The sequence below is a fragment of the Imperialibacter sp. genome (genome assembly GCF_048007035.1).
Lineage (GTDB): Bacteria > Bacteroidota > Bacteroidia > Cytophagales > Cyclobacteriaceae > Imperialibacter.
In genome coordinates, this window is the sequence record NZ_CP180355.1 from 4,240,828 (window position 1) to 4,253,000 (window position 12,173).

The following is a 12,173-nucleotide window of genomic DNA, read 5'->3' on the forward strand; positions in this document are numbered from 1 at the left end:
TAGGAATAATCCAATGTTTCACTTGAATTCTTCAATTGAAATGGTGTTTCTACACATTTCATATTCATAGGACTGGTTGGAACAAATCACCACCAACCGATCCTGTAGCACAGAATTCAAACGTTCCAAATACCAATTTATTCCATTGGTGTCCAAATTACTTGTGGGCTCATCGAGGATAAGAAGCGGTGTGGCACTCAAAAAACTGAGAGCTAGCTTGAACCGCTGTTTCATGCCTGACGAAAGATGCTTCACTTGTTTTTGCGCCGAGTCTTCCAGCCATGCAAAGGGTAGGACGTCCTCTTTCGACTTGCCAATTTCCAATCTTTTAAGGCTGAAATGGAAGTTGACCATTTCGGTTAGCGTGAACTCCTCAATGAGCTCCAGATAGGGTGCAGCCAGCGACATATGCCTGTAAACCAGGTGCTCATCGAGTACTTTACCGTCAATATAGTGTTTTATCGTTCCTTCAGAAGGGATTAACTGTCCGCTCAGAACGGCTGCAAGTGTGGACTTTCCACTTCCATTTCTTCCTGTAATGGCGTAGGAGGAGCCTTTTTTAAAAGCATAGTTCAAATTCTTGAAAATCCACTCACGCAAATAGCGTTTGCCGGCATTTTCGAGCACAATCTCCATGTCAAACGGCAAAACCCTTCATTATCCCTCTTTCTGACGACCTGATAAAATCAACAATCTGATCCCTTTCATTGGAATGAGGAGTTTCGGCAAGAATCAGTTCAATGGCTTTGGAGTGATTGAGACCTCTGAAATAAATGTAGCGATAGATGTCCTGTATTTCGTTGATTTTTTCGTTACTGAACCCTCTTCTGCGAAGACCCACGGAGTTAATGCCGCAAAAGCTTAAAGGCTCTCTGCCTGCAGTGGTAAATGGAGGGATGTCCTTTCTTACAAGTGAACCACCCGAAACCATTACGTGGGAGCCGATTCTGGAAAACTGGTGAACGGCTGTGGTTCCACTAATAATGGCCCAGTCATCAATCACCACATGTCCGGCTATTTGCACTGAGTTGCCAAGAATACAGTTATTGCCGATAGTGCAATCGTGGGCCACGTGGGCATAGGCCATGATCAGGCAGTCGCTGCCCACCACAGTCTTTAGTCTGTCGCTCGTGCCACGGCTAATGGTGACAAATTCACGTATGGACGTGCCGTCACCTATAAAAGTCTCCGTTGACTCTCCTTTGAATTTAAGATCTTGCGGAACTGTAGAAATAGAGGCGCCGTTGAATATTTTTACGTTTTTGCCGATGCGGGCACCCTCGTAAATTACCGCATGCGAGCCAATCCAGGTACCTTCGCCAATCTCCACATTGTGATGGATCACAGCGAAGGGCTCAATGGTTACATTGGGCCCCACTTTGGCTTCAGGATGAACATATGCTAGCGGGTGGATCATACGTCTTTTCTAACTATGCTGGCGGTCATTGCACCTTCACAAACCAGGTTGGAGCCAACATAGGCTTCGCCTCTCATTTTGGCAATTCCTCTTTTGATAGGTGCCAAAAGTTCGCAACGAATTACCAGCGTGTCACCGGGGAGCACCATTTTTCTGAACCTGAATCCCTCAATTCCCAGGAAGTAAGTCCAGTAGTTTTCGGGGTCTGGCACGGTGTTCAGTACCAATATACCACCTATTTGTGCCATTGCCTCTACCTGAAGCACCCCGGGCATTACCGGATTGCCAGGAAAATGACCCTGGAAGAAGGGCTCGTTGTAGGTTACATTTTTCACGCCTGCTACCCACTTCTCATCCAAATGAAATATTTTGTCGATCAAAAGGAAGGGATACCGATGCGGAAGTATGTTAGTAATCTTATTGATGTCTAATACAGGAGGTATTTTTGGGTCGTAGTAAGGCACGCCGTCGTTGGTAGAGCTCTGCATTACTTTCTTGAGCTTCTTTGCAAAAGCTACATTGGCAGCGTGACCTGGTCTGGCAGCCAAAATCTGGGCCTTAATGGGACGGCCGACAAGAGCAAGGTCTCCCATTACATCCAGCAGTTTGTGTCTGGCGGGCTCGTTTTTATATCTCAGGTCAACGTTGTTGAGAATGCCTTCTTTTTTCACCTGTACCTTGGGCTTGCCAAGAAGCTTTGCAAGGCTATCGAGTTCGTGTTCTTCAACTACCCTGTCTACTACCACAATCGCATTGCTAAGGTCGCCACCTTTGATGAGGTTGTTTTTATGCAGCGTTTCAAGTTCATGCAAAAAGCAGAACGTGCGGCATGAAGCAATCTCAGTGGCAAATTCGCCAACATTCGTCAATGTAGCATGCTGGCTTCCCAGAACAGGCGAGTTGTAGTCGACCATCACAGTCACCCTGTAATCGTCGAGCGGGAGGGCAGCAATCTCTATTTCATTGGTTTTGTCTCTGTAGAAGATGCTTTCCGGCACCTCGAAAAAGTTTCGTTGAGCATTTTGTTCTTCAACTCCAACTCTTTGAATCGCTTCTACAAACAGCAACGCACTTCCGTCCATAATCGGCACTTCGGGGCCGTCAAGCTGAATCAACACGTTGTCTATCTCCAGGCCCACCAAAGCAGCTAAAGCATGCTCGGTTGTGCTCACCCTGGCGCCGTTTTGTTCCAGGGTAGTGCCACGGGAAACATCGACAACTAAGTCAGCATCGGCATCGATAGTTGGTTGATCTTCAAGGTCTACCCTTTGAAACTTTATGCCGTGGTTGGGTGGAGCTGGCACGAACGTCATTGTGGTATGGACGCCTGTGTGTAAGCCTACGCCTGAAACGGTTACTTTCTCTTTTACGGTTTGCTGCCTAATGTTCATCGTCTGTCTTTAGCGACGTCAAATTTATAATTTTTTCTTCAAGTTCTCTGATCTTCTGGTTTAGTTCAGGAAGTCTTTTGAAAAGCATAGCGGACTTCATGTACTGCAAATGATCAAATGCCGGGCTCCCAAAAAGGATTTTTCCTTCTTCCTTGATAGACTTGTTGATGCCCGATTGTGCGGCGATTTTAGTCCTGGCCCCAAGTTGAATATGGCCTGCAAGCCCTACCTGCCCGCCAATCATGCTGTATTCGCCAACTTTCGAAGACCCGGAAATGCCAGTTTGAGAGGCAATGACGGTGTGTTTCCCTATTTCCACATTATGCCCGATTTGAACAAGGTTATCGAGCTTCACACCCTCCCTGATGATCGTTGAATCAAAAGTGGCGCAGTCAATGGTGGTGTTGGCACCAATGCTTACGTGGTCTTCCAGCACCACATTCCCCACTTGTGGAATTGTTTTGTAGCTACCATCGGCTTGAGGAGCAAATCCAAACCCATCGCTACCAATGACAGCACCAGAATGGACGGTACAGTAATTCCCAATTTTCGTTCTGGAGTAGATTTTTACGCCTGCGTATAGTATGGTGTTGTTGCCAATGGTTACATCGTCACCTATGTAGGTATTTGGATAGACTTTTACATTATCACCAAGCCTGACGTTTTTTCCGACATAAGAGAAGGCCCCTCTGTAGGTGTTTTTTCCCTCGGTGGCTGTATCAGCGAAAAAGCACGGTTGCTCAACCCCCGATTTTTGAAAGCTGACCAATTTATGGTACTCTTCCAGTAGTGCTGTAAAACTTAAATATGGATCGTCGACAAGGATTAGACCGGCCGAAATTTCGCCTTTTGGTTGAAAGCCTTTGCTCACGATCACAGCCGATGCTGTGGTCTTGTAGATAAAAGGCTCATATTTAGGATTAGACAAAAAGGTAATTGCCCCTTCGCCACCCTCTTCAATTTTGCCTACTCTGTTTACTTTTACTTGACCGTTGCCTTTTAGCTCGCCATTAAGAATGTGAGCGATTTGTGCCAGGGTAAATTCCATGCGAAATGGGCCTCAAATTTCTGTGTTACAAAGATACAATTTTGGGCCAGCATAGATAGTGTTTAGTTACGATTTTGCTCATGGCCTTGATGTTTGGGAGGTCTGACGCAGTGGCAACATCGACAATTTGCCCTGCTTTGGTTAAAATATTGATGGTCTGCCCTTCGGCAATATACGCTTTGTTGCTGATGCTTCCCTTGCCGATAAAATAGTTGGCTTCGTCCTCGCTTACACCCAGTTGAGATTGAATTTTCGTCTTCAGCCCTTCCGCTACCGACTCCTCAATTTTATCATTTGACATCACAATCTGGAATAGCTTGCGTTGCAGCAGCATAGTGGAAAGCATGCTAAGCACCTTGTCGTCGTAACTGGTCCAGAATTTCACGGAGCCCCAAATGTCGTAGTCGTCGAGCGATGCAAAAACATCAAGTAGCTCGGGGTCATCCTGAAGATCCTTTAGTGAAATATTTCTTTCAAGAAAAATGCTGAAGGCTGGTGTGGCTTTGATAGATGTGCCGTTTTGCACCAGCCACTTAGCTCGTTTAATGAGCTGAATCATCATTTTCTCCGAAGCCACAGAGGTTTTATGAAGGTACACCTGCCAGTACATGAGCCGCCGGGCACTCAGAAAATTTTCGATACTGTAAATTCCTTTTTCTTCCACTACCAACTGTCCGTCCCGGATGTCAAGCATCTTGATGATGCGGTCCGCACCAATAGTGCCTTCGGAAACGCCTGTGAAAAAGCTGTCTCTTTTCAGGTAGTCGAGCCGATCTATGTCAAGTTGGCTTGAAACCAGTTGGTTAAAAAAGGTACGATGATATTTATTTTTGAAAATTTCGAAGGCAAGAGTAAGCTTTCCCTCGAAATACTCGTTAAGCTTACTGATAAGGAGAACAGATATATGCTCATGACCAATGCCATTCATTAAGCTGAATTCCAACGTATGTGAAAATGGACCGTGGCCAATATCATGAAGTAAAATGGCAATCAGCGCCGCTTCGTATTCTTCCGGAGAAATTTCGTGACCTTTGCTCCTCAGGTTGTCGAGGGTAATTGTCATTAAATGCATGGCCCCCAGCGCATGATGAAACCTGGTGTGGAGTGCTCCCGGGTAAACAAAGTCGCTCAACCCGAGCTGTTTGATTCTTCTTAACCGCTGAAAGTAAGGGTGTTGGATAATATCAAAAATCAGATCGCTTTGTAGGGTGATAAAACCGTATACCGGATCGTTTATTATTTTCTTTTTGTTCAAACTAGTTGTACTGAATTTTGGGTGTAAATTGATCACTCAGCTTCTTAAAGTAAAGCCACTATGCAAAAATATTCCATTCTTTGGGCCGATGACGAAATAGACCTGCTTAAACCTCACATCTTATTTCTTGAAAGCAAGGGATACAAAGTCACACCGGTGATTAGTGGTGCAGATGCGTTGGATCAATGCGATCATAATGATTTTGATATTGTCTTCCTCGATGAAAACATGCCTGGAATGACGGGGCTGGAAACGTTGAGCTATATTAAATCGACCCATCCAAGTCTTCCTGTGGTGATGATTACCAAGAGTGAAGAGGAGGAGATCATGGAGGGAGCGATAGGGGCAAAAATCGCTGACTATCTTATCAAACCACTTAATCCGAATCAGATCCTTCTGTCTGTCAAGAAAATCCTCGACAACCGCAGGCTGGTGAGCGAGCATACTAACCAAAGTTATCAGCAGGACTTTCGGAACATAAGTATGGCTTTCAGTGAGCACATGGATTATGAAGAGTGGGTGGAGGTGTATAAGAAGCTGGTGTATTGGGAGCTGGAAATAGAAAATACAGAAGATAAAAGCATGGCTGAGGTGCTCGAAATGCAAAAAGCAGAAGCGAGCAAAAACTTCACTAAGTTCATAGCCGACTATTATAAGGACTGGCTTAACGATCCAGAGTCCAAAAAACCAATGCTTTCACATCAGCTAATGAAGAAAAAGGTATTTCCTCAGCTGAAAGAAAATGACCCGTTGTTTTTTATAGTGATAGACAACCTTAGGTATGACCAATGGGAAATATTAGAGCCTGTCATTTCTCAATACTTTAATATTAAGGAGAAGGAAACCTATTTTTCTATCCTTCCCACAACGACAGCCTATGCCCGCAATGCGATATTTTCTGGTATGCTGCCGAGTGAAATGGAAAAACATCATCCCGATCTTTGGGTGGGAGAGGATACCGACGACGGCAAAAACAACCATGAAGAAGATTTTCTGAAGCGGCAAATTCAGCGCAACAGGTTGAATATCAAGTCATCATATCACAAGATCATCCATGTAAATCAGGGCAAGCATTTGTTGGATAATTTCAACAACCTGATGAATAACGACCTTAATGTGATCGTCTATAATTTTGTGGACATGCTATCGCACGCCCGCACTGATCTGGAAATGATCCGGGAACTGGCTCCTGATGAGGCAGCCTATCGCTCTATTACCAAATCGTGGTTCGAACACTCGCCACTTTTGGATGCGCTGAAAAAGATATCTGAAAAGAAGTGCAGGACAATTATTACAACCGACCACGGCACGGTCAGGGTGAAAAGGCCTTTCAAGATTGTTGGCGATAAAAACACCAATACCAATTTGCGCTACAAACAAGGCAAGAATCTTGGGTATGACGGGCAGGATGTGTTTGTCGCCAAAAAGCCTGAAGAGATGTTCCTGCCAAAGGTGAATGTTTCTACGTCCTACGTTTTTGCTGTGGAGGATTATTTCTTCGCCTATCCCAACAACTACAATTATTATGTCAATTTTTATAAGGACACCTTCCAGCATGGCGGTGTTTCCCTCGAAGAAATGATCATTCCTATTATCTACCTGACACCCAAGGGAGGCTGAGTTGACTACAGAATTGTTTTGTGAGGATATTGGCCGGCTTCCGGAAATTGCGAGTCAAATCATTGGACTGGCAGGCGAAAGCAAGGTGTGGGTTTTTGAGGGTGAGCTGGGTGCTGGCAAAACCACGCTGATTAAGGAGCTTTGCGAGCAACTGGAAGTGGTTGACAATGTGAGTAGCCCCACGTTTTCGATTGTAAATGAGTACGAAACTACTGAAGGGGAGACTATTTATCATTTTGACTTTTACCGGATCAAGTCTGAGGTGGAGGCGGTTGATATCGGTGTAGATGAGTATTTTTACTCAGGAAATTATTGTTTCATCGAGTGGCCTTCTAAAATTCCCTCGTTGCTGCCCGAAGAATACCTCAAAATTACCCTTATCTTAGTGTCAGGAAACCAACGGAAGATTTTGCTCGAGAGATATGGCTGACAAGTACCGAAAGGAAGTGGAGGAACTAGCGAAAGAACAATCCCTGTATCCGCAGGAATCACTTCTGAAGGTAAGAGAGGGTGATAAGTCTCTTTTTATTGGCATTCCCCGTGAGAGGTCACTTCAGGAGAATAGAGTGGCGCTGAAGCCCTCTTCAGTAGCTGTTTTAGTGGCCGGAGGTCATGAGGTTTGGGTAGAGACTGGCGCAGGAAAAGCGGCCAAATTCCTTGATAAAGACTACAGCGAGGCTGGCGCAAAGATTGTCTATTCTGCCAAAGAAGTCTATTCTGCAGATATCATACTCAAAGTAGAGCCACCCATGTCGGAGGAGATTAGCTACATGAAAAGTGGCCAAACACTGTTTTCTGCTATTCAAACGGGGCGTCAATCGGCTCACTTCATCAATGCACTCAATGAAAAGAAGGTAACTGCACTTGCCTACGAGCTAATTGAAGACAAGGTAGGTGGGCTGCCACTGGTAAGAGCTATGAGTGAAATTGCAGGCAGCACAGTTATGCTCATAGCAGCGGAGTACCTTAGTAATGTGAATGGGGGCCAGGGTGTAGTTGTTGGCGGTATTACTGGCGTGCCACCTACGCAGGTAGTCATACTGGGGTCGGGAACAGTAGCAGAGCATGCTGCAAGAGCTGCACTCGGTCTTGGAGCGGATATTCAAATTTTCGACAACCATATTTACAAATTACGCCGTGTAAAGCACGCCCTTGGCCAGCAGGTGTACACGTCCACCCTCGATCATGCCACTTTGCTGACAGCCCTGAAAAATGCCGATGTGGTCATTGGGGCTATGAGGGTAGAAAAGGGGAGAAACAAATGCGTGGTGACAGAAGAAATGGTGATGGAAATGAAACAAGATTCCATCATCATTGATGTCACTATTGATCAGGGTGGCTGCATAGAAACAGCCGAATTGACAACTCACAACGATCCGGTTTTCAGAAAGCACGGTGTTATTCACTATTGCGTGCCGAATATCGCTTCCAGAGTAGCCAGAACAGCTTCAACAGCGCTCAGCAACATATTCACTCCGGTGCTGATGCAAATAGCCGAAGTGGGGGGCGTTGGCGATATGATATTTACTCACAAGTGGTTCATGAAAGGCGTATACACTTTCAAAGGAAGCCTCACGAACCCTCATCTTGCCCGCAAGTTCAATCTTAAATACAAAGATTTGAATTTGTTAATGGCGGCGAGGTTCTGACAGTTTGCTACCAGAACTCACCCTGCCTGCTCATATGCTTCTTTCAACCATCCTATAGTTTCAGGGGAGATTTCTCCGGCAGACTCAAGTTTGATTTTGTGCGAACACATCGAATTGGCCGCTGTGATTTTTTCCAAGGCACCACTTGATTCGTCTCCTTTTAAGTTGACCCCAATTTCGAAGCGGGTTTTGGTAGCGGGTGTGAGCATAGCAAACTGCTTTTTGCGTCGCAGGCTCACATAGGCCTTTTTCGGCGCTACTTCCACGTCGGTGCCAAATTTCTTTATTTCAGCCAGCAGCTGATCGTAAATGGGCTTTAAAGCCTCTTTGCTTTTATATTGTTCTGTAACCAGGTCGGCAAGGTTGGCTGCTGAACCTGCATCGGATCCTTTCGCCTTGTGAGCCACCAAATTGGCATAGCCGTGTGTGAGGCCGTGCGTTTCCTTCAAGAGCTTGATTATTTCGCCGTGCTTCGAAAGGCTCGTGCTTTTCACAATTGCTATCCATTCATCCAGCGACTTTCCGGAGTTTTTCTCCAGGTTGTCGATCATAGTTTGCGCTGCCTGATCCATTGATCTTTCCGGTTTGATACACTTCGAATATAAGAAGGCTGAATAAAAGATGGTAAACCCAACAACCGAAGCCGCAAAAATGCCGCCTCAAACCTAATATTTGGTAGCCTGGTGTATCCAAAGTCAATAATAGCAGGTAACCGGGCTGACCTTAAGCCATAGAAGATAGCCGTTTGTCAATCTTTTAGGTGATTCTTATAATTTTCCGAGGTCGCTCTATTTGTGCTGTATTAAATTAGGTATCTTGGGGCTTGACGAAATATTCTTTGGTATTTACAACAGAATGCCGTTGATCTTCGTTAGAGTATACAATTCGACAATGAAGTTGACAAGGACACTATTTGTTGTTACACTTTGCTTCTGGGGGCTGTTGTCCATCAGTGGTTTTTCGTTGCCCCAGCACGGAGGTTCCAAAGCTGACGATACTGCCCATCTTAAAAGCCAAATTCTCCACTCTTTCGATCTGCAAAATGTACTCGCTGGAGAAGAAGTTGAAGATGATATCAGATCCAAAAATCACCTCTCTCACGCAGTTGGTCTCGTTGGAAGCTTTGTAAGAGTTGGCGAATCAGAGTCGCTCGAAGATCAAGGAAATATCCCTCCTACAAATGCCTTAAAGGTATTTTCACTCTACCATCAGTTTTTTTAAAGTAGCTTTTTGATACCGGCTCCCCGGTTTGATCCCGCCCTGCACTATTGGTGCCAGGAGGTAGTTTTTTTTTACATCTGATCATTCTCAAAAAGTTATTGCAATGAAGACAATAGAAATATTGGTCGCTTTGGCCATTTTGCTCCCAATCGTACTTTTCTACATAAAGAAAAAGCTTAGTTCAAAAAGAACCCCGCCTGATTATTTAAAAAAGATTAGTCAGGAAAACGAGCTGGATATCACAGATTTCGAGGACCTGCCTGGAAAGTTTCTGGTGATGGATACTCCCCACAAAAAACTCCTTTTTAGCAGGTATGCCAGCTCCAAAGTGCAGTCGCTGGTGATTGACCTCAACCGGATTCTTAGCTGCCGGATGGAAAAGGAAGTGATAATTACGTCCGGTCATGCCCACATAGAAAAGATCGGCCTGGTGTTCAAGCATAAGTTCCACAAAGGTGAAGAGGATATTCACATCCCACTGTATGACAGCCATAAGGACGGAATGGACGAGGCCTTTCACTACTATGAAGTAGCCAAAGGGTGGGCCAAAAGAGTGGAGCAAGGTCTCGACAAGCAAGTGCAAGTCAATTGAGTGATAGGTTAACGTACACCCTTTCGGACTTTTCGAAAGGGTGTATTTCCAGTTAGGTTTTCATCGTTAGCTCGTCTATGATTACCTTTAAATTATGAAAAATTTCCCCCGCTCAATACCAGGACTTGCGGCTATATTATTGATTTTTGCATCAGCAGTTCTTTTTGAAGGTTGCAGGGCTTCCCAGTTTAAAACGCAGAAAGCCCGCACAATTAAAAAAGGAAAACCTATACCTTGCCCGCTCAAGGACTGCTAATATTCAATAACTGATATTTGATGCGAAAAATAGTTATAGCTATCGATGGTTACTCGGGTTGTGGAAAAAGCACCACAGCACGGGCTGTAGCCGGCCTTTTGGGTTACATCTACATAGACACGGGTGCCATGTACAGATCGGTTACCTTGTATTTTATTGACAACCATGTTTCGCTTACTGACCCCAGGGCGGTTTCCAAGGCGCTTGAACAAATTGATATAACATTTCATTACAATGCTGCCAAGAAGGTAAATGAAGTGTATTTGAATGGGTTGAACGTGGAAAAGGAAATCCGGGGGATGGACGTATCACAAAAGGTAAGCGATGTAAGTGCCATCAAGGAGGTAAGGCATGCTTTGGTAGCTCAGCAAAGAAAAATGGGTAAGAGCAAAGGGGTGGTGATGGATGGAAGAGATATTGGTACTGTGGTATTTCCTGATGCCGACCTTAAAATATTTATGACAGCGGACCTGTATGTGCGTGCTGAGAGGCGTCAGAAGGAGTTATTGGGCAAAGGCCAGCTCGTTGAGTTGGAAGAAGTGATTGAAAACCTGCGCTCCCGAGACGAAATAGACACCTCCAGAAAAGAGAGTCCCTTAAAGAAGGCAGCAAATGCTATTGAAATTGACACCACACATATTACCTTTGAGGAACAAATAGAGCTCATTACCAACCTGGCCACGAGCAAATTAATTTCCGAAGTTGATCGAAACAAGAACTAAAAGCTTGTTTCAAAATTTTGAAATCGATCAACGAAGCAAGTAGGGCAGGAAAAAGCGTTATGAACATTACTATCGACAAAAATTCTGGGTATTGTTTCGGAGTTGAATTTGCCATCAAAATGGCAGAGGATGAAATGGAAGACAATGGCCAGTTATATTGCCTGGGCGACATCGTTCACAACGACATGGAAGTCAGGCGCCTTTACGAGAAAGGTCTCCGGATTATCAGCCGGGACGACCTGAAAAACCTCCACAATACAAGGGTGCTGATTAGAGCACACGGCGAGCCGCCGGAAACGTATCAATTGGCTCTTGAAAACAATATTGAACTAATAGACGCTTCTTGCCCCGTAGTGCTAAAACTCCAGAATAGAGTGAAGCACGCCTACGACAACATGAAAAAAGTGGAGGGTCAAATAGTTATTTATGGCAAGGAGGGACATGCCGAGGTAATTGGGCTTGCCGGGCAAACCAGAGAAGAGGCTGTTATTGTTATGACTGACCAGGATTTGGATAAGCTCGACTACTCTAGGCCAATTACGCTCTTTAGCCAAACTACAAAGTCAACAAAGGGTTTTTATCATATCAAAGCCCTCATTGAAGAGCGAATTCGTGAGAATAAAGGTGAATTGCGAATTCAGGATTTCGATGCCAACGACAGCATTTGTCGTCAGGTGTCGAACAGAGAGCCTCAAATGAGGAGGTTTTCGGAAGACCAGGATGTGGTGTTGTTTGTTGCCGGGAAAAAGAGTTCAAATGGACGGGCCTTGTACGAAGTATGCCTTTCCATCAATCCAAGAAGTTATTTCATTGAGAGCGAAGAGGAGCTGGACTTGAACTGGCTTGCCGACGCTGAAAATATAGGTATTTGTGGGGCTACGTCCACTCCCATGTGGTTAATGGAGAGGGTAGCAGAATTCATTAGGGAAAAAAGTCCTAGTGAACCAACAATTGCTTAAATGTGCTGTTTATGTAAGTGAAAATGAGGGTGGTAAAAAACCT

13 protein-coding genes are annotated in these 12,173 nt (G+C 44.9%); 7 read left to right on the top strand and 6 right to left on the bottom strand.

From position 1 onward, the window contains the following. Positions 1-18 precede the first annotated feature (18 nt). Genes ACMVP2_RS18275 through ACMVP2_RS18295 form a run of 5 tightly spaced genes read right to left on the bottom strand, consistent with a single transcriptional unit; the run spans position 19 to position 5,111 of the window. A complete protein-coding gene (locus ACMVP2_RS18275) occupies positions 19-648 on the bottom strand; it encodes an ABC transporter ATP-binding protein (protein WP_416864531.1) in 630 nt (209 codons plus the stop codon). Beyond that, positions 638-1,417 carry an acyl-ACP--UDP-N-acetylglucosamine O-acyltransferase gene (gene lpxA / locus ACMVP2_RS18280; RefSeq protein ID WP_416864532.1) on the bottom strand — a complete coding sequence of 260 codons (780 nt, stop codon included), beginning with the start codon at positions 1,415-1,417 and terminating at the stop codon, positions 638-640. The genes ACMVP2_RS18275 and lpxA overlap by 11 nt, the downstream gene beginning before the upstream one ends. Then, a complete protein-coding gene (locus ACMVP2_RS18285) occupies positions 1,414-2,808 on the bottom strand; it encodes a bifunctional UDP-3-O-[3-hydroxymyristoyl] N-acetylglucosamine deacetylase/3-hydroxyacyl-ACP dehydratase (protein ID WP_151998717.1) in 1,395 nt (464 codons plus the stop codon). The genes lpxA and ACMVP2_RS18285 overlap by 4 nt, the downstream gene beginning before the upstream one ends. Then, positions 2,798-3,856, bottom strand: a complete 1,059-nt coding sequence (gene lpxD, locus ACMVP2_RS18290) for a UDP-3-O-(3-hydroxymyristoyl)glucosamine N-acyltransferase (RefSeq protein WP_416864533.1) — start codon at positions 3,854-3,856, stop codon at positions 2,798-2,800. Before lpxD ends, ACMVP2_RS18285 begins: the two co-directional genes overlap by 11 nt. Positions 3,857-3,881: 25 nt before the next feature. Continuing rightward, the gene (locus ACMVP2_RS18295) at positions 3,882-5,111 is read right to left on the bottom strand and encodes an HD domain-containing protein (protein ID WP_416864534.1); all 1,230 of its coding nucleotides are present in this window, start codon (positions 5,109-5,111) and stop codon (positions 3,882-3,884) included. A 60-nt stretch (positions 5,112-5,171) separates the two neighbouring features. Here ACMVP2_RS18295 and ACMVP2_RS18300 point away from each other — a divergent pair, with 60 nt between their 5' ends. The 3 genes from ACMVP2_RS18300 to ACMVP2_RS18310 are packed head-to-tail and all read left to right on the top strand — an operon-like array spanning position 5,172 to position 8,380. Continuing rightward, positions 5,172-6,731, top strand: a complete 1,560-nt coding sequence (locus ACMVP2_RS18300; RefSeq protein WP_151998714.1) for a bifunctional response regulator/alkaline phosphatase family protein — start codon at positions 5,172-5,174, stop codon at positions 6,729-6,731. A gap of 1 nt (position 6,732) precedes the next feature. Next, positions 6,733-7,161, top strand: coding sequence for a tRNA (adenosine(37)-N6)-threonylcarbamoyltransferase complex ATPase subunit type 1 TsaE (gene tsaE / locus ACMVP2_RS18305; RefSeq protein WP_416864535.1), 429 nt, complete (start codon positions 6,733-6,735; stop codon positions 7,159-7,161). Continuing rightward, positions 7,154-8,380 (top strand): alanine dehydrogenase, encoded by a 1,227-nt coding sequence (locus ACMVP2_RS18310; protein WP_416864536.1) that lies wholly within the window; start codon positions 7,154-7,156, stop codon positions 8,378-8,380. Before tsaE ends, ACMVP2_RS18310 begins: the two co-directional genes overlap by 8 nt. Positions 8,381-8,397: 17 nt before the next feature. Here ACMVP2_RS18310 and ACMVP2_RS18315 read toward each other — a convergent pair whose 3' ends face one another. After that, the gene (locus ACMVP2_RS18315; RefSeq protein WP_416864537.1) at positions 8,398-8,952 is read right to left on the bottom strand and encodes a DUF4287 domain-containing protein; all 555 of its coding nucleotides are present in this window, start codon (positions 8,950-8,952) and stop codon (positions 8,398-8,400) included. Positions 8,953-9,271: 319 nt separating this feature from the next. On the opposite strand from ACMVP2_RS18315, the gene ACMVP2_RS18320 reads away from it, so the two are divergent. From ACMVP2_RS18320 to ACMVP2_RS18335, 4 genes are all read left to right on the top strand, one after another. Beyond that, positions 9,272-9,601, top strand: a complete 330-nt coding sequence (locus ACMVP2_RS18320) for a hypothetical protein (protein WP_416864538.1) — start codon at positions 9,272-9,274, stop codon at positions 9,599-9,601. 103 nt (positions 9,602-9,704) lie between these two features. Continuing rightward, entirely contained in the window at positions 9,705-10,193 is a 489-nt protein-coding gene (locus tag ACMVP2_RS18325; protein WP_416864539.1) for a hypothetical protein, read from the top strand. A gap of 276 nt (positions 10,194-10,469) precedes the next feature. Next, positions 10,470-11,171, top strand: a complete 702-nt coding sequence (gene cmk, locus ACMVP2_RS18330; RefSeq protein WP_416864540.1) for a (d)CMP kinase — start codon at positions 10,470-10,472, stop codon at positions 11,169-11,171. A 59-nt stretch (positions 11,172-11,230) separates the two neighbouring features. Beyond that, positions 11,231-12,130, top strand: coding sequence for a 4-hydroxy-3-methylbut-2-enyl diphosphate reductase (locus tag ACMVP2_RS18335; protein ID WP_416864541.1), 900 nt, complete (start codon positions 11,231-11,233; stop codon positions 12,128-12,130). Positions 12,131-12,173 lie beyond the last annotated feature (43 nt).